The organism is Thauera chlorobenzoica (assembly GCF_001922305.1).
Lineage (GTDB): Bacteria > Pseudomonadota > Gammaproteobacteria > Burkholderiales > Rhodocyclaceae > Thauera > Thauera chlorobenzoica.
In genome coordinates, this window is the sequence record NZ_CP018839.1 from 1,954,407 (window position 1) to 1,978,332 (window position 23,926).

Sequence of the window (23,926 nt, forward strand, 5' to 3'; positions counted from 1 at the left end):
GCATTATACTTGCGCGCGACTCCTGATTGATCGTGCGCAGCCCTTACGAGATCCGACATGCTTTCCCGCGACCTGCTCCATCACCTGATCACCGCTGCCGCCGAGCGCGATAGCGCACGCCTGGCGCTGAGCGCGGGGCAGGCCGGCCTCGACTATGGCACGCTTTACCACGGCTGCGCGCAATGTTGCGCCGGCCTGCTTGCGCTCGGGCTCGCGCGCGGCGAACGGGTGGCGATCTATCTCGACAAGCGGCCGGAGTTCGTCCTCGCCGCGTTCGGCGCCAGCGCCGCGGGCGGCGTGCTGGTGCCGGTCAACCCGGTGCTGAAAGGGCCGCAGGTGGGCCACATCCTGCAAGACTGCAACGTGCGCGTGCTGGTGACGAGCGCCGAGCGCCTGGCCGCCCTCCGCGACACCCTGGCGAGCTGCCACGACCTGCGTCACGTGGTCCTCACCGGCGAGCCGGCGACGCTCCCCGTGCTTGCCGGGGTTTCGGTGCATCGCTGGCACGAGCTGCTCGCGGCGCCGCCCGCTGCCGGCCACCGCGTGATCGACAGCGACATGGCGGCCATCTTGTACACCTCGGGCAGCACCGGGCGGCCCAAGGGCGTCGTGCTGTCGCACCGCAACATGGTGGCCGGGGCGCGCAGCGTCGCGCACTACCTCGAGAATCATGCCGGCGACACCCTGCTCGCGGCGCTGCCGCTGTCCTTCGATGCCGGCTTTTCCCAGCTCACCACCGCGTTCCATGCCGGCGCCCGGGTCGTGCTGCTCAACTACCTGCTGCCGCGCGACGTGCTCAAGGCGATCGAGCGCGAGCGGGTCACCGGACTGACCGCGGTGCCGCCGCTGTGGATCCAGCTCGCCCAGCTGGAGTGGCCGCAGGGCATCGATGCCCACCTGCGCTACATCGCCAACACCGGCGGGCGGATGCCGCGGGAGACGCTCGAGCGCCTGCGCGCGCTGCTGCCGCGGACCCGCCCGAACCTGATGTACGGCCTCACCGAAGCCTTCCGCGCGACCTGGCTGCCGCCCGAGGAGGTCGACCGCCGCCCGGACTCGATCGGGAAGGCCATCCCCAATGCCGAAGTCATGGTGCTGCGCGAGGACGGGAGCGAATGCGCGCCCCACGAGCCGGGCGAGCTGGTGCAGCGCGGCGCACTGGTGGCGATGGGCTACTGGAACGATGCGGAGCGCACCGCCGAGCGCTTCCGCCCGCTGCCGGCGCGCGCACCGGGGCGCGAGGATGGCCTGGTGCTGCCCGAGGTCGCGGTGTTTTCCGGCGACACCGTGCGCCGCGACGAGGATGGCTTCCTCTATTTCATCGGTCGCCGCGACGAGATGATCAAGACTTCGGGCTATCGGGTCAGCCCGACCGAAGTCGAGGAGATCGTCTATGCGACCCGCCTGGTCGGCGAATGCGCCGCGTTCGGCGTGCCGCACGCCACCCTCGGCCACAGCATCACCGTGGTCGCGACCGCTCCCGACGGGGCCGGGCTCGATACCGGTGAACTTCTCGCCGCGTGCCGGGCGCGGATGCCGGCCTACATGGTGCCGGCCCGCATCGAGCTCCATCCCGGGCCGTTGCCGCGCAACCCCAACGGCAAGATCGACCGCAAGGCGCTCGCCGACAGGGTGTTCCCGACCGGGACCCCCGGCTGAAACGCCCGATGATCCGCCACACGCGCTCCTTTTCCGCTTCCTGCCGTCCTGCTCCGTTCGAGTGAAACCACGATGTCCCTGACCCCTGCCGCTTCGAAGACGCCTCCCGCGCATGCGCCGATGAATCAGTTCGCGGCCGGCGACGGCGAGTTGCAGGTCGGTGGCATCCCGCTCACCCGCCTCGCCGCGCGCGTCGGGCAGACGCCGTTCTATGCCATCGACCGCAGCGTGGTGGCGGCGCGGGTGGGGGAACTGCATGCTGCGCTGCCGCCGGCGGTGAAGCTGCACTACGCGATGAAGGCCAACCCGATGGCGGCGCTGGTCGGGCAGCTGGTCGGCCTGGTCGACGGCATCGACGTGGCCTCGGCCGGGGAGCTGAAAGTGGCGCTCGACGCCGGTGCCGATCCGCGCCACATCAGCTTCGCCGGCCCGGGCAAGCGCGACGCCGAGCTGCGCCAGGCGGTCGCCGCCGGGATCCTGGTCAACCTCGAATCGGCCCGCGAGATCGCGCCGCTCGCCCAGGCCTCGCAGGCGCTGGGCCTGCCGGCGCGGGTGGCGGTGCGGGTCAATCCCGATTTCGAGCTCAAGTCTTCGGGAATGAAGATGGGCGGCGGGCCGAAGCCGTTCGGCGTGGACGCGGAAGCGGTGCCGGCCCTGCTCGCCGAAATCGGCCGCGCCGGGCTGGCGTTCGAAGGCTTCCACCTGTTCGCCGGGTCGCAGAACCTGAAGGCGGAGGCGATCGTCGACGCCCAGCGGCGCAGCTTCGAGCTGGCGCTGCGGCTGGCCGAGGCGGCGCCGGCGCCGCTCCGCTTCCTCAACCTGGGGGGCGGTTTCGGGATTCCCTACTTCCCCGGCGAGCAGCGCCTCGAACTGGCGCCGGTGGCCGCCAATCTCGCGACGATCGCCGCCGACACCGCCCGCCTGCTGCCGCAGGCCGAGCTCGTCATCGAGCTGGGGCGCTACCTGGTCGGGGAGGCGGGGGTCTACGTGTGCCGCGTGCTCGAGCGCAAGGTGTCGCGCGGCCATGTTTACCTGGTGACCGACGGCGGGCTGCACCACCATTTGTCGGCGAGCGGCAATTTCGGCCAGGTGCTGCGCAAGAACTATCCGCTCGCGCTCGGCAACCGCATGGATGAAGCGGCGCAGGAAACAGTTTCGGTGGTCGGGCCGCTATGCACGCCGCTCGATTTGCTCGGCGACCGTGTGTCGCTGCCGGCGGCGCAGGCGGGCGACCTGGTGGTGGTGTTCCAGTCGGGCGCGTACGGCGCCAGCGCCAGCCCGCAGGCTTTCCTGGGGCATCCGCCGGCGCTGGAAGTGCTGGTGTGACGTGACCGTGCGTGTGGCCCGGCCGCCGCCCCGCTGCCGGGCGCGGGGCGGGCGCCAGGCGGGGACGGTTCAGTCGATGCTCAGCCGCTTCGCTTGCGCTTCGGCCTTCTTCGGCAGGCTCAGCTCCAGCACCCCGTCGTTGAAGCGGGCGCTGGCCTTGGCTTCGTCGATTTCCTGGCCGAGCTGGAAGCTGCGCGAGACCTTGCCGAAGTAGCGTTCGGTGCGCAGCACCTTTTCGCCCTCCTTGACCTCCTTCTCCTGTTTGCGCTCGGCGCTGATCGATACCACCGGGCCGTCGATATGGACGTGGATGTCTTCCTTCTTCATGCCGGGCAGCTCGGCATGGACTTCATAGCCTGCCGCGTTCTCCTTGACGTCGACGCGCATCTGCGGCGCGTCGGTGCTGAGATTGGCGAGGCTGCCGCCTCCGCCGAAATCCACCGGGCGGACGAAAAAGCCACGGAAAAAGTCTTCCAGCGGGTCGACACGACGAGTGAGGTTGTTGCCCATGTCACGTTCTCCTTCTCTTTCAGACATGCCGGAAAACCCGGCTTCATCCCGAATATAGGTGGGAACGGACGCTTTTCAAGAGGGCGGCATTGCGGCCGGGAAGGGCCGCGCGGCGTCGGGCCAGCCGCTGACGGTGGGGGCTTCCCGGCCCTGACTTACTGCCGGGCGGCCGGTGCAGCCGGGGGCGCGGTGCCATCGTCCGCCCCGTCTTCGGTGAGGCATACCCTGAAGTCCACGCCCTGGTCGGCCCAGGCGGCGGCGGCGGCGTCGAAGATTTCCAGCGCGGTGGCGAGGGTCTCTGGTGCGGCGCGGCGCAGGGGAGCGGCCTGCGTGAGCGTGATCCGGTACGCGCCGGCAGGCAGCCAGGACAGATCGGTCAGGCAATCGGCCAGGGCGTCCCAGTTGTGTCCGAACCAGCCGGGAAAGTGCAGCGCCGCGGCGATGCGCTCGAGCAGTTCGGCCTTGCTGGCGCAGCCGTCGAGCGCGATGGTGACGGCGACGATGTCGGGGTTGGCGGGCGTCGGGGGCAAAGCGCTCATGGCAGGGGCTCGATCCGGCGGAAGCTGCGGTAGTGGTCCGCAGTGTAGTAGAACACTTCCGGCGGCTCGCCGCCGGTGACGATGCGCCGGGCGCCGCGGTCGCGTGCGCCGGGGGTGGGGACGGTGTATTCGCGGTAATAGCCGCGCGGCCTGGTCGGCAGCAGGCGCTCGCGGTTGTGGAAAACGCTGCCGTCCTTGCGGTAGGGGAAGGGGCCGCCCTGGCGGATCGACTCCAGCACCGCCACCGCTTCGGGGGCAGGCCGGGCGGGCCGGCGCCGTCCGGGGGCGCAGGGGCGCACGCCGCGAGCGGGGCGAGGAGGGCGAACAGGAACAGCAGGCGGGCGAGCAGGGTGCGGAGCATGGCGAGGGCCACCCGGGAAAGGGGCGGGGGGTGGAAGGGGCGGGAGTCGGCGGCAAGAGAAAAGCGGATATTGACGCTGACGAGGCGGAGGCCTAGACTTTTCCGACTGTTTAACTCAACTTTTCAGGTTTTCACCATGGACATTCAGGACGTCATTCGCGATCAGGTCACCAACAACGCCGTGGTCCTCTACATGAAGGGCTCGCCCCAGTTCCCGCAGTGCGGCTTTTCCTCGACCGCGGTACAGATCCTCAAGAACTGTGGCGTGCGCGAGGTGGTGGCGGTGAACGTGCTGGCCGACAGCGACATCCGCCAGGGGATCAAGGAATACTCCAACTGGCCGACCATCCCGCAGCTGTACATCAAGGGCGAATTCGTCGGCGGCAGCGACATCATGCGCGAGATGTACGAAAACGGCGAGCTGCAGCAGATGCTGAAGGACGCCGGCGCGGTGCAGGAAGGCTGAAGCCCCGGCTTCTCCGGCTTTTTCGTCGAATCGGCCTGTCGGCGCCCGGGGCGCGGCAGGCCGTTTGTTTTGTCCGGCCGGGATGGGCGCACGGGGTGCGGCGCGCGCGTCCCGGAGGGCGCGATGATCCGCCCGGCAATCGAATACCGTTCAGGGCGAACGGTATCGCGTATCCCGGTGCCGGCTTAATCGCCGTGGGCGACGCGGGCGCGGGCGATCGCGGTGCGCACCTGTTCGGGTGCGGTGCCGCCGACGTGGCTGCGCGAGGCGAGCGAGCCTTCGACCGTGAGTACGGCGAAGATGTCCGTGCCGAGGCGCTCGGCGGCACCCGGAACGTGGGCCATGGCGATGCGCAGCTCGTCGAGCGAGAACTGCGGCAGGTCGCAGCCCTTGACGTCGGCCGCGCGCACCGCGAGCGCCACCGCCTCGTGCGCGTCGCGGAAAGGCAGGCCCTTCTTCACCAGGTAGTCGGCGAGGTCGGTCGCGGTGGCGTAGCCCTGGCTCAGCGCGCCGCGCATCGCCTCGGCCTTGACCCGGATGCCGGTGATCATGTCGGCGTAGATGCGCAGGGTGTCGATCACCGTGTCGGCGGTGTCGAACAGCGGCTCCTTGTCTTCCTGGTTGTCCTTGTTGTAGGCCAGCGGCTGGCCCTTCATCAGCGTCAGCAGCGCGATCAGGCTGCCATTGACGCGGCCGGTCTTGCCGCGCACGAGTTCGGGCACGTCGGGGTTCTTCTTCTGCGGCATGATCGAACTGCCGGTGCAGAAGCGGTCGGCGAGGTCGATGAAGCCCACGCGCGGGCTCATCCACAGGATCAGCTCTTCGGACAGGCGCGACAGGTGGGTCATCAACAGCGCCGCGGCGGCGCAGAACTCGATGGCGAAGTCGCGGTCGCTGACGGCGTCGAGCGAGTTGAAGCAGACCTCGTCGAAGCCGAGCTCAGAAGCGACGAACCCGCGGTCGATCGGGTAGCTGGTGCCGGCCAGCGCCGCCGAGCCCAGCGGCAGGCGGTTGACGCGCTTGCGGCAGTCGGCGAAGCGCTCGGCGTCGCGCCGGCTCATCTCGTAATACGCCATCAGGTGGTGGCCGAAAGTGACCGGCTGGGCGACCTGCAGGTGGGTGAAGCCGGGCATCGGCGTCGCGGCGTGGGCTTCGGCGACGTCGAGCAGGTTCTTCTGGAAGTCGCCGATCAGCGCGAGGATCTGGTCGATCGCGTCGCGCAGCCACAGGCGGATGTCGGTGGCGACCTGGTCGTTGCGGCTGCGCCCGGTGTGCAGGCGTTTTCCCGCGTCGCCGACGAGCGCGGTGAGGCGCTTCTCGATGTTGAGGTGGACGTCCTCGTCGTCGAGGTTCCAGGCGAATTCGCCGCGTTCGATCTCGGCGGCGATCTGCGCCATCCCGCGCTCGATGTCGGCCAGATCCTGCGCGCCGATGATGCCCTGCTTTGCCAGCATCTTGGCGTGGGCGAGCGAACCGCGGATGTCCTGTGCGGCCATGCGCTGGTCGAAGAACACCGAGGCGGTGTAGCGCTTGACCAGATCGGAGACGGGTTCGGTGAAGCGGCCCGACCAGGCCTTGGCGGTGGCGTCGATGGAGGCATTGGCGCCGGCGGCCGGCGTCGTGGTGTCTGTCATGATGGCTGCCGAAAAATGAGTCGGCCGGCATGTCGCAGCCGGCTCCGTGCGAAGACATGAGGCCGCTGCTGCGGCGCTCATCAAGGGCGGAATTATAGAGCAAAAGCCCCCGCGCCCCGTTTGCTGCCTGATCGCCGTGTGGCCGGTGGCGGGCGCGGCGAGCGACCCGGATTTTCGGTTGCAACCCGGTTGCGGGTAGCGATCGTCGCCCGGGGGCTGGACGATCAGCCGCTGTTGCGCAGCCCGGCGGCGATGCCGTTGATCGAGATGTGGATGCCGTTGCGGATGCGCCCGTCGATGGCCCCGCCCTCGTTACCGTCGCTGTCGCGGTGGCGGCGCAGCAGTTCGACCTGGACGTGGTTGAGCGGGTCGAGGTAGGGAAAGCGGTTGCGGATCGAGCGCTTGAGCAGGGGGTTGCCGTCGAGCAGCTCGCGCTGGCCGGTGATCGCGAGCAGCGCCTCGACGGTGGCCTGGTGCTCGGTGCGGATGCGGCCGAAGATTGCCTCGCGCAGCGCCGCGTCCTTCACCAGCGCGGCGTAGCGGCTGGCGATGGCGAGGTCGGTCTTGGCCAGCACCATGTCGATGTTCGACAGCAGGGTGGCGAAGAAGGACCAGTCGCGGTGCATGCGCTGCAGCAGTGCGAGCCCGTCCTTCGGGTGCGCGGCGAGGAAGGACCGCACGGCGCTGCCGAAGCCGTACCAGCCCGGCAGCATGACCCGGCACTGCGACCATGAGAACACCCATGGAATCGCACGCAGGTCCTCGATCGCGGTGCTTTTCTTGCGCGAGGCCGGACGGCTGCCGATGTTGAGCGCGGCGATCTCGCTGATCACGGTGGATTCCCAGAAGTAGCGCTCGAAACCGTCGGTTTCATACACCAGCCCGCGGTAGGCGGCGAAGGCTGCGTCCGACAACGCCTGCATCGCCTCGAGGAAGGCCGGCGGCGTCGGCGCGACCTCGGCCGGGCGCAGGCTGGTCTCGAGCGTGGCGGCCACCAGCACCTCGAGGTTGCGCCGGCCCACTTCCGGGTTGCCGTACTTGGCGCCGATCACCTCGCCCTGCTCGGTGAGGCGGATCTGGCCCTGCACCGCGCCCTCGGGCTGGGCGAGGATGGCCTGGTAGCTGGGGCCGCCGCCGCGCCCGACCGAGCCGCCGCGGCCGTGGAACAGGCGCAGGCGCACACCGTGGCGCGCGAACACCTCGACCAGCTCGCCCTCGGCCTTGTACAGCGCCCAGCCCGAGCTCAGGAAGCCGCCGTCCTTGTTGCTGTCGGAGTAGCCGAGCATCACTTCCTGGGTGTGCGCGTGCGACGCCAGCAGCACGCGGTAGATCGGCAGCGCGAACAGCCGCTCCATGACCCCAGCGGCATTTTCGAGGTCGCCGATGGTCTCGAACAGCGGCACCAGGTTCACGTCGAGCGCATGCTCGAGCGGGCGCAGCAGGCCGGCTTCCTTCAGCAGCACGGCGAGTTCGAGCAGATCGGAGACGTCGTCGGTCTTGGAGATGATGCAGTTGCGGATCGCCCCGGTGCCGTAGCGCAGGTGGGCGCGGCGTGCGGCGCGAAAGATCGCCAGCTCGCCTTCGGTCTCGTCCGAGTAGCGCACGTGTGGTGAGGCCAGCGGCCGTGCGGTGGCGAGCTCCTCGAGCAGCAGCGCGCAGCGCCCGGCCTCGTCGTGGGCGGCGTAGGCGGTGCCGGGGCGGGCCACTTCGAGCAGCTCGGCGACGGTGCGCTCGTGCACGTCGGAATTCTGGCGCAGATCGATCGGTGCGAGGTGAAAGCCGAACACTTTCACCGCGCGGCGCAGGTGGCGCAGCCGCCCGCGCGCGAGCGCACCCGAGCCGTTGGCCACCAGCGAGCGGTGGAGCACGTCGAGGTCCTCGGCGAGCGCCGCGGCGTCGGCATAGGGCTCGGCCTCGGCCACCGCGTGGCGCGCCGGCGCGGCGCCCAGCAGCGCCCGGTAGGTGGCGGCCAGCCGCGCGTAGATGCCGGAGATGGCGCGCCGGTAGGGCTCGCCGCTGCGGTGCGGGGAGTGGTCGGGCGAGTGTGCGGCGAGCGCGAGCAGCGCGTCCGAGGCGCTCACCAGGCCGAGGCCGAGCGAGAGCTGCGAGCCGAGCACGTGCAGCTCATCCAGATAGTGGCCGAGCGCCACCGCCGCGTGCATCGCCAGTGCGCGCTCGAGCACCTCGGCGGTGACGTAGGGGTTGCCGTCGCGGTCGCCGCCGATCCAGCTGCCGACCTGCAGGAAGGCGGCGAGCTCGGGGGGGCGAGCGTGGGGGCGGTGCCGGCGAGGCGGTCCTCGAGGCTGGCGTAGAGGCGCGGCAGCTCGTGCAGGAAGGTGGTGTCGAAATAGGACAGGCCGTTGGTGACCTCGTCGATCACCGACAGCTTGGCGGTGCGCAGCATGCGCGTCTGCCACAGCGTGAGCACCGCCCGGCGCAGCGCCTCGAGGTTGGCTTCGGCCTCCTCGGGGGTGAGCTGGATGCGGTCGCGCTCGTCGAGCAGGCGGGCGATCACGGTCTCGCAGTTGAGGATGCTCTTGCGCTGCACTTCGGTCGGATGCGCGGTGAGCACCGGCGAGATCAGCGCGCTGTCGAAGAACGCCACCAGGCCGGCGGCGTCGGTTGCGGATACCGCCTCCAGGGCGTGGGCGAGGCTGCCTGCGCGCGGCGCCGAGCCGGCAATCAGGTGAGCGCGCGAACGGCGGATATGGTGCTGGTCCTCGGCGATGTTGGCCAGATGCGAGAAGTAGCTGAAGGCGCGTACAACCTGGATCGTCTGCTCGCGCGACAGCGCATCGAGGATGTCCTCGAGTTCGCGGCGGGCGATGATGTCGTCGTCGCGGCGGAAGCGCACCGAGTTCTGGCGGACGCGCTCGATCAGCTCGAAGGCGGCTTCGCCCTGCTGGTCGCGCACGGTGTCGCCGAGCAGACGTCCGAGCAGGCGGATGTCTTCACGCAGCGGGGCGTCTTTATCGTGGGTCATGTTCGTGGCGATGGGTCGGGAAAAAGGCCCGGCTGCAGCCGGCGGTCCGGATTCGTGTCCGGTGGCGGGCAGGCGGGGCGGGGGTGATCGGCACGCATGCTAGAATCCCCGCCTGCCAACGCACCATTGGTGCGAACCCTGATGCTGCGGTGCGGCGAAGCCCCGCCGGCTGCGGCATGATTCCTTCCTGTCAGGTGAGTTAACCATCGTGAGCCAAGCGACCCCCGAGCGCATCGTCATCGCCACCCGTGAAAGCCGCCTCGCCCTGTGGCAGGCCGAGCATATCAAGGCGCGGCTCGAAGCCCTGTATCCCGGCTGCCGCGTCGAACTGCTCGGCATGACCACCCGCGGCGACCAGATCCTCGACCGGCCCCTGGCCAAGGTCGGCGGCAAGGGCTTGTTCGTCAAGGAACTGGAAACCGCGCTGCTCGACGGCCGCGCCGACATCGCCGTGCATTCGATGAAGGACGTGCCGATGGAAATGGGCGAGGCGTTCGCCCTGGCCTGCATCTGTGCGCGCGAAGTGCCGCTCGACGCCTTCGTTTCCAGCCGCTATGCAAGCCTCGCCGAGATGCCGCCGGGTGCGGTGGTGGGGACTTCGTCGCTGCGCCGCGAGTCGCAGATCCACGCCCAGTACCCCTTTCTCGGCGTCACCAGCCTGCGCGGCAACCTCGACACCCGGCTGCGCAAGCTCGACGAAGGCCAGTACGACGCGATCATCCTCGCCGCCGCCGGCCTCACCCGGCTGGGGATGGGGGAGCGCATCCGTTCGGTGCTGCCGGCCGAAGTGTCCCTGCCCGCCGCGGGGCAGGGCGCGCTCGGCATCGAGTGCCTGGCCGCACGCAAGGACGTGATCGGCTGGCTGGCGCCGTTGGCCGATGCCGACACCACCGCCTGCGTCCTCGCCGAGCGTGCGGTGGCGCGCGCGCTGGCGGGCAGCTGCGAAGTGCCGCTCGGCGCCTACGCGGTGATCCGCGCAGGCCGGCTGTGGCTGCGCGGCTTCGTCGCCCGCCCGGATGGCAGCGAGATCGTGCGCGCCGAGCGGGAAGGGGCTGCGGCCGAAGCCGAAAGCCTCGGCCGGGCGCTGGCCGAGGCGTTGCGCGCGCAGGGGGCCGAGGCCCTCCTCGCCGATCTCGGCTGAGCCGGCTCTGCGCGTGACTTCGCCGATGACTGCGCCGGATGCCGCTTCCGCCCTGTCCGCCAACGCCCCCCTGCGCGGGCGGACCCTGGTGGTGATGCGCCCGCGCGAACAGGCTGCGAGCCTCTCCGCGCGCATCCGTGCTGCCGGCGGCCATGCCCTGCAGTTCCCGGTGATCGCGGTCGGACCTGCGCTCGACCCGGCGCCGTTGGAAGAGGTCACGGCGCGCCTGGATGCGTTCGATCTGGCCTTCTTCGTCAGTCCGAACGCGGCGAACTATGCGCTGCAGTTCATCCTCGCGCGCCGGCCCTGGCCCGCCGGGCTGAAAGTCGCGACCGTGGGCAAGGGCAGCGAGCGCGTGCTCCGGGCTTACGGCTTCGCCGAGGTGATCGCGCCGCAGCAAGGCTTCGACAGCGAAGCAGTGATCGCCCTGCCCGAGTTTTCCGCCGCCGCCGTTGCCGGGCGCAAAGTGCTTATTCTTCGTGGTGACGGGGGGCGCGAGCTGCTTGCCGAGACCTTGCGCGAGCGCGGTGCGAGCGTCGAGTATGTGACCTGCTACCGGCGATCTTGCCCGAGCCTCGATCCTCGCCTGTTGCTGGAGCCGGTGGCGCGCGGCGAGATCGACGCCTTGCTCCTCACCAGCAGCGAAGGCGTGCGCAATCTGGAGCGGATGCTGGGCACCGATGGCCTTGCGGCCTTGCGTCCGGTGACGGTTTTCGCCACCCACCCGCGCATCGTCGCCCAGGCGCGTGCGGCCGGATTCCATGTGGTGGTGGAAACCCCGGCGGGCGATGAAGGCCTGATGCAGGCACTTGTGAACCACTTTGGTTAAACTGACGCCATGAAAGAAGAGACCCCAGCCCTGACTCAGCCGCCCGCGTCCGTGCACGTGCCGAACAAGGACGACGCCCGGGACGATTCTGCGCGCGCGCCAGGCTCGTCCGCCGACGGCGTGCCCGAGGGCGCGGCGGGCGCCGGGGGGCAGGGGCGCAGCCCGGCAGCATGGTGGGCGCTGTTGCTCGCCCTGATCGCGCTCGCCGGTGCCGGCTGGGCGATCTGGCAGGTGCGCGACACCCGTACGCAGGCGGGCGCACTGCGCGAGGAACTGGCGCAGCGACTGGCCGAGGGCGAGACGAGCGCCGCCGAGGCGCGCGGCATCGTCCGCCAGCAGCAGGAAGTGATTGCTTCGCTGCAGGGCAAGCTCGGCGTCCTCGACGCCAAAGTCGAGGCCACCGAAGGCCAGGCCGCCGCGCTGGAGGCCTTGTACCAGGAATTTTCCCGCTCGCGCGAGGACGGCGTGATCGCCGAGGTCGAGCAGGCGGTCGTGCTCGCCGCCCAGCAGCTGCAGATCGCCGGCAACGTCGAGGCCGCGCTGATCGCCCTGCAGGAGGCCGAGGCCCGCCTCGCGATCCACGACCGTGGCCAGCTGGCTGCACTGCGTCGTGCGCTCGCGCGCGACATCGACACCCTCAAGCTGCAGCCCTCGCTCGATGTGTCCGGTCTCGGACTGCGCCTGGAACGCCTGCTCGAGCGCGCCGACGCGCTGCCGCTGGCGTTCGAAGGGCAATTGCCGGTCGACGCCGCTGTGGGCCGCGAACTGGCGCCGGGGGCGGACGAAGGCCTTGCCGGCTGGGTTGCCGGGGCTTGGCGTGCGGCCCGGGCGGTCGCGGGCGACGTCTGGCACGAAGTCCGCGCCCTGGTCCGGGTGGAGCGCCTCGATCAGACCGACCCGGTGCTGCTGGCTCCGGCGCAGAGCACTTTCCTGCGCGAAAACCTGAAGATCCGCCTGCTCACGGCCAGGCTCGCGCTGCTCGCGCGCGACGGCCGCACCTACGAGGCCGATCTCGCCCAGGCGCGTGCCTGGATGGAGCGTTTTTTCGATCTGCGCGACGCGCGCGTGCGGGGCGCCCTGCTGGAGCTGAAAGAACTCGAGGCGGTGAAAGTGCGCTACGAGCCGCCGAATCTCACCGAAACCTTTACCGCCTTGCGCAATGCCCAGGTGCGGGGCGGCCAGCCGGCAGCAGAGGCCGGGCGCGCGCCCGCGATGGCGGCTCCGGTGGTCCCGGCCACGCCGGCGCCGGAGGCGCCGGTCGCGGACCCGGCGATCTCATCCGGCACGGCGCCCGGGACCGACGCTGCACCCGGTACCCCGTCTGAAGCCCCGTCCGACCCCAGGCCGGATGCGCCGTCCGCCGCGGCGTCGCCTGCGCCGGCCACGGATGAGGCTGCGGGCCTGCCCCCGCGGCCAGCGAGTGAGGGCCGAGCGATGCGCGCACTGATCTGGCTGATCGGCATCTTCGCCCTTGCCGTCGGCGTGGCGATGATCGCCGGGCTCAACGATGGCTACGTCCTCGTCGTGCTGTCGCCGTGGCGGGCACAGATTTCGCTCAATCTCTTTGCCGTCGTGCTGGTGGCCGGCGTACTGCTGATCCATCTGCTGCTGCGGCTGCTGACCCGCACCCTTGCCCTGCCGGCGCGCGTTGCGCAGTGGCGCGAGCGCCGGCGTCGCGAAAAGGCAGACAACGCCTTGCATGGTGCGATCAACGCCTTCTTCGAGGGACGCTTCTCGCAGGCGCTGAAGCTGGCGTCGGCCGCATACGCCACCAGCGCGCGCGCAGGCATTGCCGCGCTGGTGGCGGCGCGCGCCGCGCATGCCCTGCAGGACGAGGAGCGTTACCGGGAATGGCTCGGTCATGCAGCCGAACAGGGCAAGGACAGCGAGGTCGCGCGGCTGATGACGGAAGCCGAACTGGCACTCGACAGCCGCCAGTTCGATGTCGCCGCGAGCAGGCTGCAGGCGCTGCGCGAGGGCGGTCACAAGCACATCGCGATGCTGCGCCTCGAGTCGAGGGTGGCGCGGGCGCTGGGGCGCTGGGAAGAGCTGATTCACATCGTGCGCCAGCTGCGCAAGCACAAGGCGCTCAGCGAAGAACAGGCGGTGCCGAAGCTGCGACGCGGCCATATCGAGCGGATGAAACAGCTTGCCGCCGATCCGCCGGCCCTGGCCGCGTACTGGAAGGACATCCCCGCCGACGAGCTGCAGGATCGCGTCCTCGTCGAACGTGCGCTGGCGCTGATGGCCCGGGCCGGCCACGCCGCCCTCGTCCGGCGCCACACCGAGCGCCTGCTCGATGAGCGCTGGGACAGCGCGCTCGCTCGCCTGTATGCCTGCTGCGCCGGATCCGACGCCGACGCCGGAGGCTGCCTGCAAAAGGCGGAAGGCTGGCTGGAGCGGCATGCGCAGGATGCCGGGCTGTTGTTCGCGCTCGGCCAGCTGTGCACGCGTGCCGAGCTGTGGGGGAAGGCGCAGAGCTACTTCGAGGCTTCACTGAAGCTCGCTCCTGCAGTCGATGCCCACCTCGCGCTGGCCCACCTGTTCGATACCCTGGAGCGTCCGCAGGATGCCCAGCGCCACTACCGCGCGGCTGCAGAATTGGCCGCCGGGGGCGCGGCCCGGACGGGCAGCTGAGGCGTCCGCTGCTGCGGCTCAGCTCCAGTCTTGCGGCTTGAGGAACACGTCGTAGAGGCGCGCTTCGTCCGAGCCCGGCTCCGGGTGCCAGTCGTAGCGCCACTTCACCACCGGCGGCAGTGACATCAGGATGGATTCGGTGCGTCCGCCCGACTGCAGGCCGAACAGCGTGCCGCGGTCGAACACCAGGTTGAATTCGACGTAGCGCCCCCGCCGGTAGGCCTGGAAGTCGCGCTCGCGTTCGCCGTAGGCGAGGCCCCGGCGGCGTTCGGCGATCGGCAGGTAGGCATCGATAAAGGCTTCGCCGACGGATTTCGTCAGGCCGAAGGCAGCGTCGAAATCCGTCCTGCCGTCGGCGCCGAGATCGTCGAAGAACAGCCCCCCCACGCCGCGCGGCTCGTTGCGGTGCTTGAGGAAGAAGTAGCGGTCGCACCACTCCTTCAGCCGCCGGTATTCGGCTTCACCGCCATGGGGCAGCACCGCCGCCTTGCAGGCCGAATGGAAGTGGCGGACGTCCTCTTCGAAGCCGTAGTACGGGGTCAGATCCATGCCGCCGCCGAACCACCACACCGGTTCCTTGCCTTCGGCCCGGGCGAGGAAGCAGCGCACGTTCATGTGTACCGTGGGGCAGTAGGGGTTGCGTGGGTGGAGCACCAGCGACACGCCCATGGCCTCGAAGTGGCGGCCGGCCAGTTCGGGGCGGTGTGCGGTGGCCGAGGCCGGCATCGCCTCCCCCGTGATATGGGAAAAATTCACTCCGCCGCGCTCGAAGAAGGCTCCCTCTTCGATCACGCGGGTCAGCCCGCCGCCGCCGCCCGGCCGGTCCCACCGATCAGTGCGGAAGGCCTGCCCGTCGAACGCTTCGAGGCGGGCGACGATGCGGTGCTGGAGATCGGACAGCCAGGGTTTGACGGCGGCAGGGGTCATCGCAGTTCAGCTCTTGTCGTCGACCGCAGCGCCGGCCGCTGCGGATTTGGTGGCGGCAACGGCGGTTGCGCACGCGCTGGCGTCGGCGAACATCGGGCTGGTACCGATGATCTGGCCGTTGCTTGCCTTGAGGTTGAAATACGGGCGGCCATCGGAGGCGGTCTTCAGGTCGTAGCGGGCCTCGTCAGCGGCGTTCCGGCGCACCGACTCGATGCCGTTGGTGCAGCTCGCCTTGGCGTTGTAGCCTTCGCTGCGCAGCAAGGTCTTGCCATCGGTGTTGAGCAGCTTGAAGTGAAATTCGCCCTTCTCGGTCTTGCTGATCTCGAATTTGACGGACATCGACGCCTCCATGACTATGGTCGCGGGCGCCGGATGCGCCCGCAGGCGTAGGATAGACCGCAGGGCGGTCGATGTCAGCGGTGTACGGGCTGAAAAGCCGGCGGGTATTCAGCTGCGGCGCGAGAGGGCGCGGTGGCCGATGTCGCGGCGATACTGGCAACCGTCGAAAGCGATCCCCGCGGCGATCTCGTAAGCGCGCTTCTGTGCCGTGCGCACGTTGTCGCCGAGCGCGGTGACGCACAGCACGCGGCCGCCGGCGGTGACGATCCGGCCGTCCTGTTCTGCGGTGCCGGCATGAAAGACGTGGGCATCCTCCGGTTCGGCATCCGGCAGCCCGGTGATCGCGTCGCCCTTGCGCGGGCTGTCGGGATAGCCGGCTGCCGCCAGCACCACGCCGAGTGCGACGCGACGGTCCCATTCGGCTTCGACCTGGTCGAGCCTTGCGGCGATGGCGGCCTCGACGAGGTCGGCGAGGTCGGTCTTGAGCCGCATCATGATGGGCTGGGTTTCGGGGTCGCCCATGCGGCAATTGAACTCGACCACGCGCGGTTTGCCGGCCTCGTCGATCATCAGACCGGCATAGAGGAAGCCGGTGTAGGGCAGGCCGTCGGCGGCCATCCCGGCGAGGGTTGGCTGGATGATCTCGCGCATCACGCGGGCGTGGACTTCGGGCGTGACCACCGGTGCGGGCGAGTACGCGCCCATGCCGCCGGTGTTGGGGCCGAGGTCGCCGTCCTGCAGGCGCTTGTGGTCCTGGCTGGTGGCAAGCGCGAGCGCGTTCCTGCCGTCGGCCATGACGATGAAGCTCGCTTCCTCGCCTTCCATGAACTCCTCGATCACCACACGGGCACCCGCCTCGGTGTACTGCACGCCCATCTTGTTGCCGGAGAGCATCCTGTCGATTGCCGCGTGCGCTTCGTCAGCCGTCATCGCCACCACCACGCCCTTGCCCGCGGCCAGCCCGTCGGCCTTGATCACGATCGGGGCGCCTTCGGCGTCGATGTAGGCGTGGGCCTCGCCAGCATCCGAGAAGGTACGGTACTTCGCGGTCGGGATATTGTGGCGGACGAGGAACTGCTTGGCGAAGTCCTTCGAGCTCTCGAGCTGCGCAGCAGCCCTGGTCGGACCGAAGATCGGCAGGCCGGCGGCGCGGAAGGCATCGACCACGCCGGCGGCGAGCGGCGCTTCCGGTCCGACCACGGTGAAGCCGACCTGCTCGCTGCGGGCGAGTGCGACCAGGTCTTCGATCGCGGTGGCGGCGAGGTTCTGCATCCTGGGTTCGCGCGCAGTGCCCGGGTTGCCTGGTGCGACCAGCACACGGGTGACCCGGGGTGACTGGGCCAGTTTCCAGGCCAGCGCATGTTCGCGTCCGCCCGAACCGATGACGAGGACTTTCATGGGCTGCTCCGGATCAGTGACGGAAGTGGCGGAAGCCGGTGAACACCATGGCGATGCCCTGCTCGTCGGCAGCGGCGATGACCTCGGCGTCGCGCATCGAACCGCCGGGCTGGATCACCGCGGTGGCGCCGGCCTGGGCGAGCACGTCGAGGCCGTCGCGGAAGGGGAAGAAGGCGTCCGAGGCGACCACGCAGCCGGCAATCTCGAGGGCGGCATTCTCGGCCTTGATCCTGGCGATGCGGGCGGAGTCGACCCGGCTCATCTGCCCGGCGCCGACGCCGATGGTCATGCCGTCCTTGCAGTACACGATGGCGTTCGACTTGACGTATTTCGCCACGCGCCACGCGAACAGCATGTCGCGCATTTCCGTCTCGGTGGGCGCGCGCTGGGTGACGACCTTGAGGTCGGCGATCTGGATGCGGGCCTCGTCGGCGCTCTGCACCAAGAGGCCGCCGCCGACGCGCTTGTAGTCGAAGGCGCCGGCGGGCTGGCCGAGCGCGCAGCTGAGCACGCGCACGTTCTTCTTGCCCGCGAGCAGCTCGAGCGCATCGGTGGTGTAGGACGGCGCGATCAGCACCTCGAGGAACTGCGCCGATACCGCTTCGGCCGCGGCGCGGTCGACTTCGCCGTTGAAGGCGATGATGCCGCCGAAGGCCGAGGTCGGGTCGGTGGAGAAGGCCTTCTTGTAGGCCTCGAGCGGGCTGGCGGCGACGGCCACGCCGCAGGGGTTGGCGTGCTTGACGATGACGCAGGCCGCGGCCGGGCCGTCGAAGGCCTTCACGCATTCCCATGCCGCGTCGGCGTCGGCGATGTTGTTGTAGGACAGCTCCTTGCCCTGCAGCTGGGTGTAGCCGGCGACGCCGCCCTCGGCCGCGCCGGGCTGGCGGTAGAAAGCGGCGGACTGGTGCGGGTTCTCGCCGTAGCGCAGGTCCTGCACCTTGTCGAAGGCCAGCTGCAGGCGCTCGGGGTAAGTCTGCAGTGAGACGTCGCCGGCGTCGTTGGTGACCAGCGCGGTGAGGTAGTTGGAGATCGCCGAGTCGTAGCGCGCGGTGTGGGTGAAGGCCTTCACTGCGAGCGCGAAGCGGGTCGGGTGGCTGAGCTTGCCGCCATTGGCCTTGAGCTCAGTGATGATGCCGGCGTAGTCCTCAGGGTCGGTGACGATGCCGACGCCGCCATCCTTGTTGCCGTGGTTCTTGGCCGCGGCGCGCACCATGGTCGGGCCGCCGATGTCGATGTTCTCGATTGCGTCCTCCAGCGTGCAGTCGGGCTTGGCCACGGTCTGCTGGAAGGGGTAGAGGTTCACCACCACGAGGTCGATGCGGCCGATGTCGTGGGCGGCGATGGTGTCCATGTGTTCGGCGAGGTCGCGGCGGGCGAGGATGCCGCCGTGCACCTTCGGATGCAGGGTCTTGACCCGGCCGTCGAGCATCTCCGGGAAGCCGGTGTGCTCGGAGACGTCGGTCACCGGCAGGCCGGCCTCGCGCAGCAGGCTGGCGGTGCCGCCGGTCGACAGCAGCTTGATGCCGAGGGTGGAAAGCTCGCGGGCGAAGTCGAGCACGCCGCGCTTGTCGGAAACACTGATCAGGGCTTGGGTTACGTTCATGGTGGATTCGGAGACGGGAAAATGGATGGGAATCGGTTGGAAGCCAGGGCGGAGGCGCCATGCCGGGGCGGGCGGCGGCTCAGCAGGATGTCGTTGCCGGTGGCGGAAGGGGCTGCGCCCGATGCCGGAGCTGCGGCTGCCTGCGGATCACAGCAGATCGTAATCGGTCAGCTTGCGGCGCAGCGTGTTGCGGTTGATGCCCAGCATGTCGGCGGCGATGGTCTGGTTGCCCTTGGCCTGCTGGAGCACGAACTGCAGCATCGGGCGCTCGACGTTGCGGATCACCATGTCGTGGATGGCGGCCGGTTTCTCACCGTCGAGGTCGCGGAAATACTGGTCCAGCGTGCGGAGGACGGCCTCCGCGATCTCGTTGCTGCAGCTCATGCGGCGAGTTCCTGTGGATATTCTTTTTCGTAGTGCAGGCGGGCGCCGGCTTCGGCGAGCTGGCCGAAGAAATCGTCGATCGCGGCGAGCTGCGCAGGAATGTCGGCAAGCAGGTTCATCGTGCGGCGGAAGGCGGCCGAACCGACCAGGCCCTTGGTGTACCAGGAGATGTGCTTGCGCGCGATCTTCACTCCGCGCTCGTCGCCGTAGAAGGCATAGAGGTCGGCCAGATGCTCCCGGCACACCTGGTGGATCTCGCTCACCAGCGGCGGGGCGAGTTCCTCGCCGGTGGCGAGGAAGTGTTCGATCTCGCGGAAGATCCACGGCCGGCCCTGGGCCGCGCGGCCGATCATGACGCCGTCGGCGCCGGTGTGCTCGAGCACCTGCCGCGCTTTCTGCGGGGTGGTGATGTCGCCGTTGGCGATTACCGGGATCTTTACCAGAGTCTTGACGTGGGCGATGGTGTCGTATTCGGCTTCGCCCATGTACTGGTCGGCGCGGGTGCGGCCGTGGATGGCGATCGCGCGGATGCCGGCGTCCTCGGCGATGCGGGCGATCGCCGGGGCGTTGCGGTGAGCGCGGCTCCAGCCGGTGCGGAACTTCAGCGTCACCGGCGTGTGCGGTACGGCGTTCACCACCGCATCGAGGATGCGCGCGACCAGCGGCTCGTCCTGCATCAGCGCCGAGCCGGCCATGACGTTGCAGACCTTCTTCGCCGGGCAGCCCATGTTTATGTCGATGATCTGGGCACCGCGGTCGGCGTTGTAGCGTGCGGCTTCGGCCATCATCGCCGGGTCCGCGCCGGCGATCTGGACTGCGATCGGTTCGACTTCGCCGTCGTGGTTGGCGCGGCGCCGGGTCTTCTCGCTGCCGTAGAGCAGCGAGTTGGAGGTGACCATCTCGGACACGGCCAGCCCTGCGCCCATCTTTTTGCACAACTGGCGGAAAGGGCGGTCCGTGACCCCGGCCATCGGAGCGAGGACGAGGTTGTTGCGCAAAGTGAAGCCGGCAAACTGCATCGGTCTGGTCGAACGCGGAAAACGCGCATTTTAACCGATGCACGGCGGTGCGGGTGAGTGCGGCCCGAAGCCTTTGCGCCTGGGGCGGGGCTCCGGGCGGGGCTGCCCGCGCGCTCGGCCGGGGCGGGCTAAGTGTAGGCGATCTCGGCTTCTCCGGCGCTGAGCCGCTGGGCGTGCACCAGCGCGGTGGTGATGTTGCCGCTGATCCGGTCTGCCCCGAGTGCGTCCTGGAAGCCCGAGCGCCGCACGATCGAAGCCGGCTGGGCGTTGAGTCCGCACAGCATGAGGTGGGCGCCGCGCTTGCCCAGGTTGCGGTGCAGGGTCTGCAGGATGTCGAGCCCGGTGGTGTCGAGGTTGATGACCTTGTTCATGTCCAGGATCACCACGTCGGGGTGGCCGTGCTGCATCTGCAGCAGGTTCTCGAGCTTGTTGGCGGCGCCGAAGAACAGGCTGCCGAACAGGCTGTAGGCGAGGATGCGCGGGCTGCCGTCGGCGCGGGTGAGGGCCTCGACGCCGTAGTGCTCTTCGAGCGGGATGCGTTCGATGCGGGTGAGGTCCGACATCCGGTAGATGAAGAACAGGCTCGCCAGCGCCATGCCCAGTTCGACCGCGAGAGTGAGGTCGAACACCACGGTGACGAAGAAGGTCGCGAGCAGGATGGTGCGGTAGTTGAGCGAATAACGCCTGAGTTCCTGCGGGGCGAGGGCGTGCCATTCGCCCATGTTGATCGCAACCACGACGACGATCGCCGACAGGGTGGCGAGCGGGATGTGGCTGGCGAGCGGGGCGAGGGCGAGGACGACGGCGAGCAGCACTGCGGCGTGGATCATGCCGGCCACCGGCGTGCGTCCGCCGGTGCGGATGTTGGTGGCGGTGCGGGCGATCGCACCGGTGGCGGCAAAGCCGCCGAACAGCGGCGCGGCGACGTTGGCGATGCCCTGTGCCATCAGCTCCTGGTTGGGGTCGTGGCGGTCGTCGATCAGGTTGTCAGCCACCCGCGCCGAGAGCAGGGATTCGATCGCGCCGAGCAGGGCGATGGTGATAGCGGGGGCGATCAGCTTGCCGAGCATGCCCAGTTCCAGCGCCGGCAGGCCGATCGCGGGGAGTTCCTGCGGGATGCCGCCGAAGCGGCTGCCGATGGTGTCGATTGGCAGCGCGAACAGGGCGTTTGCCGCAGTCATGATCACCAGCACCGCGAGCGGACCGGGCATCCGCCGCATCCAGGCGATCTTCCGGGCCTGGTGGTTCCAGCCCAGCAGCACGCCGAGGGAGGCGACGGCGGCGGCGACGGTGGGCAGATGCGCGCTCGGCAGCGCGGCCCACAAGGCAGCCATCTTGGCGAAGAATTCGCCCGGTAGGGTGTCGATCGGCAGGCCGAGAAAATCCTTGATCTGGGAGATGAAGATGACCACGGCGATGCCGTTGGTGAAGCCGATCACGACCGACAGCGGGATGAAGCGGATCATGCTGCCCAGGCGCAGGGCGCCCATCGCGAACAGCATGACGCCCGACATCATCGTGGCGATCAGCAGGTTGGCCACGCCGTAGTCGGTGACGATGGCGTAGACGATGGGAATGAAGGCGCCGGTCGGGCCGCCGATCTGCACCCGCGAGCCGCCGAGGACGGCGATCAGGAAGCCGGCGACGATCGCGGTCCAGATGCCGGCACTGGGCGACATGCCGCTGGCGATGGCGAAGGCCATCGCCAGCGGCAGGGCGAGCACGCCGACGGTGAGGCCGGAAGAAAGGTCCTGGAAGAAGACCCCGCGACCGTAGTCGGGCAGGGTGTCGAAAAGCTTGGGTCGGAACTGGATTTTCATGCTGTCTCCGCGGTGAACTTGAACAGAAGCCTGAACAGGTCTTGCGGCACCGCCCGGGCGGGCGGTGCTAGGGAGACAGGCGCCCCCGGCCTGCGTGGTGCAGGACGATCCAGCGTTTCGAGGGCGTCAGCGGCATGGCGGGGGCCGGGTTACTTCACCTTCATTCCCGGTGCGGCGCCCGCGTCGGGCGACAGCAGATGGATGCCGCCGGCCTTGCCTTCGGCATCCGAGGCGGCGAGGACCATGCCTTCGCTCATGCCGAACTTCATCTTGCGCGGCGCGAGGTTGGCGACCATCACCGTCAGGCGGCCGACGAGCGCGGCCGGGTCGTAGGCCGACTTGATCCCGGCGAAGACCTGGCGCGGCCTGGGGTTGCCGGCCTCGTCGGTCTCGCCGATGTCGAGCGCGAGGCGGATCAGCTTGTCGGCGCCATCGACGTGCCGGGCGTCGACGATCCTGGCGATGCGCAGGTCGACCTTGGTGAAATCGTCGATCGAAATGTGTTCCAGGGACGCTTCGGCGGCCTGCGCCGCGTGCTGCTGCTTCTCGGCGTGGCGCTGCTGCGAGGAGGCCGCCTTGGCCACCGCCTCCGCCTTGACCGGCGCGGCGGCGGCCGGGGCGAGGGATTCGCGGTTGGCTTCGAGCAGGGCGTCGATCTGCTTGCGTTCGACGCGGGTCATCAGGTGGCGGTAGGTCTGGATTGCGTGGCCGGCGGGCAGCGGCGCCCACTCGCCCCGCCAGTCCATCGCCGGGATGACGAGGAAGGCTTCGACCTGCGCGGCCAGCGCCGGCAGCACCGGCTTGAGGTAGCGGGTGAGGTCGCGGAACATGGTCAGCGCGGTGCTGCACACGGTGTGCAGGCGCGCCTCCTGGCCTTCCTGCTTGGCGAGTTCCCACGGCTTGTGGTCGTTCACATACTGGTTGGCGGCGTCAGCCAGGCGCATGATCTCGCGCAGGGCGCGGCTGTAGTCGCGCTCGTCATAGGCGGCGGTGATCCGGCCCTCGGCCCAGGCGGTGGCGAACTCGGCACAGGCGGCGGCATCGACTTCGCCAAGGCGGCCGCCGAAGCGCTTGCCGATGAAGCCGGCACAGCGGCTGGCGATGTTCACGAACTTGCCGACGAGGTCGGCATTGACCTTGGCGATCATGTCGTCGAGGTTGAGGTCGACGTCTTCCATGGTGCCGTTGGACTTGCCGGCGAAGTAGTAGCGCAGCCACTCGGGGTTGAGCTTCTGCGCGATGTAGGAGTGCGCGGTGATGAAGGTGCCGCGGCTCTTGCTCATCTTGGCGCCGTCGACGGTCAGGAAACCGTTGACGCACAGCTGGCTGGGCGTGGCGTAGCCGGCGAACTTGAGCATCGCCGGCCAGAACAGGGCGTGGAAATAGAGGATGTCCTTGCCGATGAAGTGAATCATCTCGGTGCCGGCGGCGGTGGCGCGCCCGGCATCGGTGTAATCCTCGAGCGCGATCGTCTCGCCGGTTGCGGCACGTTTTTCGGCCAGATTGCGGAAGCTGGCGAGGTAGCCGATCGGCGCGTCCAGCCACACGTAGAAGTACTTGCCCGGCGCCCCCGGAATCTCGAAGCCGAAGTAGGGCGCATCGCGCGAGATGTCCCAGTCGGAGAGCTTGTTTTCGCCCTCCTCGCCGAGCCACTCCTTCATCTTGTTGGCGGCCTCTGCCTGCAGGCGGCGCTCGCCGGCGGCGTTGCTGCCGCGCGTCCAGTCGCGCAGGAAGTCGACCGCGCGCCCGTCCGACAGGCGGAAGAAATAGTGTTCGGAGGTCTTCAGCACCGGGGTCGCGCCGGAAACCGCCGAATAGGGGTTCTTCAACTCGGTCGGGGCGTAGGCCGCGCCGCAGGCTTCGCAGTTGTCGCCGTACTGGTCGGCGGCACCGCACTTGGGGCATTCGCCCTTGATGAAGCGGTCGGGGAGGAACATCTCCTTGACCGGGTCGTAGTACTGCTCGATCGCGCGGGTGTCGATCAGGCCGCCGGCTTCGAGCTTGCCGTAAATATCCTCGGCATAGAAACGGTTTTCCGCGCTGTGCGTGGAGTGGTAGTTGTCGAAGGCGACGCCGAAGGCGGTGAAGTCGCGCAGGTGCTCGCCATGGACGCGGGCGATGAGCTGCTCGGGGCTCAGGCCTTCCTTTTCCGCGCGCAGCATCACCGGAGTGCCGTGGGTGTCGTCCGCACACACGTAGTGCACCGTGTGCCCCCGCATGCGCTGGTAGCGTACCCAGATGTCGGCCTGGATGTAGCCGACCAGGTGGCCGAGGTGGATGTCCCCGTTGGCGTAGGGCAGGGCGTTGGTGACGAGAATCTTGCGGGGCATGGTGGGTGGACGCGGAGCGGC

At 69.2% G+C, this 23,926-nt stretch carries 17 protein-coding genes and 3 pseudogenes; 7 read left to right on the forward strand and 13 right to left on the reverse strand.

From position 1 onward, the window contains the following. Nucleotides 1–57: 57 nt before the first annotated feature. Both Tchl_RS09100 and Tchl_RS09105 read left to right on the forward strand, forming a co-directional pair. Complete coding sequence (locus Tchl_RS09100; RefSeq protein ID WP_075148124.1) at nt 58–1,659, forward strand: acyl-CoA ligase (AMP-forming), exosortase A system-associated; 1,602 nt, start codon at nt 58–60, stop codon at nt 1,657–1,659. 72 nt (nt 1,660–1,731) lie between these two features. Continuing rightward, a complete protein-coding gene (locus Tchl_RS09105; RefSeq protein ID WP_412556299.1) occupies nt 1,732–2,985 on the forward strand; it encodes a pyridoxal-dependent decarboxylase, exosortase A system-associated in 1,254 nt (417 codons plus the stop codon). 69 nt (nt 2,986–3,054) lie between these two features. Here the strand turns inward: Tchl_RS09105 and Tchl_RS09110 are convergent, their stop codons facing one another. The 3 genes and pseudogenes from Tchl_RS09110 to Tchl_RS09120 all read right to left on the reverse strand — a co-directional run bounded on the left by Tchl_RS09110 (nt 3,055) and on the right by Tchl_RS09120 (nt 4,395). Next, nucleotides 3,055–3,495: an Hsp20/alpha crystallin family protein gene (locus Tchl_RS09110; protein ID WP_075148126.1), complete on the reverse strand. Its 441-nt coding sequence runs from the start codon at nt 3,493–3,495 to the stop codon at nt 3,055–3,057. Nucleotides 3,496–3,650: 155 nt separating this feature from the next. Continuing rightward, a complete protein-coding gene (locus Tchl_RS09115) occupies nt 3,651–4,034 on the reverse strand; it encodes a barstar family protein (RefSeq protein WP_075148127.1) in 384 nt (127 codons plus the stop codon). Further along, nucleotides 4,031–4,395: pseudogene (locus Tchl_RS09120) on the reverse strand (ribonuclease domain-containing protein). The gene Tchl_RS09115 and the pseudogene Tchl_RS09120 overlap by 4 nt, the downstream one beginning before the upstream one ends. A 136-nt stretch (nt 4,396–4,531) precedes the next feature. Between Tchl_RS09120 and grxD the strand changes: the two are divergent. After that, the gene (gene grxD / locus Tchl_RS09125) at nt 4,532–4,861 is read left to right on the forward strand and encodes a Grx4 family monothiol glutaredoxin (RefSeq protein WP_075148128.1); all 330 of its coding nucleotides are present in this window, start codon (nt 4,532–4,534) and stop codon (nt 4,859–4,861) included. A 185-nt stretch (nt 4,862–5,046) separates the two neighbouring features. Here the strand turns inward: grxD and argH are convergent, their stop codons facing one another. Further along, complete coding sequence (argH, locus tag Tchl_RS09130; protein ID WP_075148129.1) at nt 5,047–6,495, reverse strand: argininosuccinate lyase; 1,449 nt, start codon at nt 6,493–6,495, stop codon at nt 5,047–5,049. A 224-nt stretch (nt 6,496–6,719) separates the two neighbouring features. Continuing rightward, nucleotides 6,720–9,478: pseudogene (gene ppc, locus Tchl_RS09135) on the reverse strand (phosphoenolpyruvate carboxylase). A gap of 208 nt (nt 9,479–9,686) precedes the next feature. Between ppc and hemC the strand changes: the two are divergent. The 4 genes and pseudogenes from hemC to Tchl_RS09155 all read left to right on the forward strand — a co-directional run bounded on the left by hemC (nt 9,687) and on the right by Tchl_RS09155 (nt 14,085). After that, a complete protein-coding gene (gene hemC, locus Tchl_RS09140) occupies nt 9,687–10,619 on the forward strand; it encodes a hydroxymethylbilane synthase (protein ID WP_075148130.1) in 933 nt (310 codons plus the stop codon). Nucleotides 10,620–10,713: 94 nt separating this feature from the next. Then, nucleotides 10,714–11,448 (forward strand): uroporphyrinogen-III synthase, encoded by a 735-nt coding sequence (locus Tchl_RS09145; protein WP_075149667.1) that lies wholly within the window; start codon nt 10,714–10,716, stop codon nt 11,446–11,448. 9 nt (nt 11,449–11,457) lie between these two features. Beyond that, nucleotides 11,458–12,549, forward strand: a pseudogene (locus tag Tchl_RS09150) (uroporphyrinogen-III C-methyltransferase); the annotation flags it as partial. A 333-nt stretch (nt 12,550–12,882) separates the two neighbouring features. Beyond that, the gene (locus Tchl_RS09155) at nt 12,883–14,085 is read left to right on the forward strand and encodes a heme biosynthesis HemY N-terminal domain-containing protein (protein ID WP_075149668.1); all 1,203 of its coding nucleotides are present in this window, start codon (nt 12,883–12,885) and stop codon (nt 14,083–14,085) included. A gap of 18 nt (nt 14,086–14,103) precedes the next feature. On the opposite strand, the gene hemF is transcribed toward Tchl_RS09155, so the two are convergent. The 8 genes from hemF to metG all read right to left on the reverse strand — a co-directional run bounded on the left by hemF (nt 14,104) and on the right by metG (nt 23,905). Next, nucleotides 14,104–15,012, reverse strand: coding sequence for an oxygen-dependent coproporphyrinogen oxidase (gene hemF, locus Tchl_RS09160; RefSeq protein WP_075148131.1), 909 nt, complete (start codon nt 15,010–15,012; stop codon nt 14,104–14,106). A 6-nt stretch (nt 15,013–15,018) separates the two neighbouring features. After that, entirely contained in the window at nt 15,019–15,351 is a 333-nt protein-coding gene (locus tag Tchl_RS09165; RefSeq protein ID WP_075148132.1) for a YegP family protein, read from the reverse strand. Between the two features lie 108 nt (nt 15,352–15,459). Next, on the reverse strand, nt 15,460–16,749 hold the full coding sequence (purD, locus tag Tchl_RS09170; protein ID WP_075148133.1) for a phosphoribosylamine--glycine ligase: 1,290 nt from the start codon (nt 16,747–16,749) through the stop codon (nt 15,460–15,462). Nucleotides 16,750–16,762: 13 nt separating this feature from the next. Then, nucleotides 16,763–18,352 (reverse strand): bifunctional phosphoribosylaminoimidazolecarboxamide formyltransferase/IMP cyclohydrolase, encoded by a 1,590-nt coding sequence (purH, locus tag Tchl_RS09175; protein WP_075148134.1) that lies wholly within the window; start codon nt 18,350–18,352, stop codon nt 16,763–16,765. Between the two features lie 147 nt (nt 18,353–18,499). Continuing rightward, complete coding sequence (locus Tchl_RS09180) at nt 18,500–18,736, reverse strand: helix-turn-helix domain-containing protein (protein WP_075148135.1); 237 nt, start codon at nt 18,734–18,736, stop codon at nt 18,500–18,502. Continuing rightward, complete coding sequence (dusB, locus tag Tchl_RS09185) at nt 18,733–19,755, reverse strand: tRNA dihydrouridine synthase DusB (RefSeq protein ID WP_075148136.1); 1,023 nt, start codon at nt 19,753–19,755, stop codon at nt 18,733–18,735. The genes Tchl_RS09180 and dusB overlap by 4 nt, the downstream gene beginning before the upstream one ends. A 128-nt stretch (nt 19,756–19,883) precedes the next feature. Continuing rightward, on the reverse strand, nt 19,884–21,575 hold the full coding sequence (locus Tchl_RS09190) for a SulP family inorganic anion transporter (RefSeq protein ID WP_075148137.1): 1,692 nt from the start codon (nt 21,573–21,575) through the stop codon (nt 19,884–19,886). 149 nt (nt 21,576–21,724) lie between these two features. Further along, nucleotides 21,725–23,905 (reverse strand): methionine--tRNA ligase, encoded by a 2,181-nt coding sequence (metG, locus tag Tchl_RS09195; protein ID WP_075148138.1) that lies wholly within the window; start codon nt 23,903–23,905, stop codon nt 21,725–21,727. Nucleotides 23,906–23,926: the final 21 nt, after the last annotated feature.

Excerpts from the sequence above, each read along its gene's own strand:
- Tchl_RS09155 (WP_075149668.1), top strand. The coding sequence starts at position 12,883 with ATGCGCGCACTGATCTGGCTGATCGGCATCTTCGCCCTTGCCGTCGGC.
- Tchl_RS09180 (WP_075148135.1), bottom strand. The coding sequence starts at position 18,736 with ATGAGCTGCAGCAACGAGATCGCGGAGGCCGTCCTCCGCACGCTGGAC.
- argH (WP_075148129.1), bottom strand. The coding sequence starts at position 6,495 with ATGACAGACACCACGACGCCGGCCGCCGGCGCCAATGCCTCCATCGAC.
- purD (WP_075148133.1), bottom strand. The coding sequence starts at position 16,749 with ATGAAAGTCCTCGTCATCGGTTCGGGCGGACGCGAACATGCGCTGGCC.
- Tchl_RS09105 (WP_412556299.1), top strand. The coding sequence starts at position 1,732 with ATGTCCCTGACCCCTGCCGCTTCGAAGACGCCTCCCGCGCATGCGCCG.
- Tchl_RS09145 (WP_075149667.1), top strand. The coding sequence starts at position 10,714 with ATGCGCCCGCGCGAACAGGCTGCGAGCCTCTCCGCGCGCATCCGTGCT.
- Tchl_RS09100 (WP_075148124.1), top strand. The coding sequence starts at position 58 with ATGCTTTCCCGCGACCTGCTCCATCACCTGATCACCGCTGCCGCCGAG.
- Tchl_RS09115 (WP_075148127.1), bottom strand. The coding sequence starts at position 4,034 with ATGAGCGCTTTGCCCCCGACGCCCGCCAACCCCGACATCGTCGCCGTC.
- purH (WP_075148134.1), bottom strand. The coding sequence starts at position 18,352 with ATGAACGTAACCCAAGCCCTGATCAGTGTTTCCGACAAGCGCGGCGTG.
- hemF (WP_075148131.1), bottom strand. The coding sequence starts at position 15,012 with ATGACCCCTGCCGCCGTCAAACCCTGGCTGTCCGATCTCCAGCACCGC.
- metG (WP_075148138.1), bottom strand. The coding sequence starts at position 23,905 with ATGCCCCGCAAGATTCTCGTCACCAACGCCCTGCCCTACGCCAACGGG.
- Tchl_RS09190 (WP_075148137.1), bottom strand. The coding sequence starts at position 21,575 with ATGAAAATCCAGTTCCGACCCAAGCTTTTCGACACCCTGCCCGACTAC.
- Tchl_RS09165 (WP_075148132.1), bottom strand. The coding sequence starts at position 15,351 with ATGTCCGTCAAATTCGAGATCAGCAAGACCGAGAAGGGCGAATTTCAC.
- Tchl_RS09110 (WP_075148126.1), bottom strand. The coding sequence starts at position 3,495 with ATGGGCAACAACCTCACTCGTCGTGTCGACCCGCTGGAAGACTTTTTC.
- dusB (WP_075148136.1), bottom strand. The coding sequence starts at position 19,755 with ATGCAGTTTGCCGGCTTCACTTTGCGCAACAACCTCGTCCTCGCTCCG.
- grxD (WP_075148128.1), top strand. The coding sequence starts at position 4,532 with ATGGACATTCAGGACGTCATTCGCGATCAGGTCACCAACAACGCCGTG.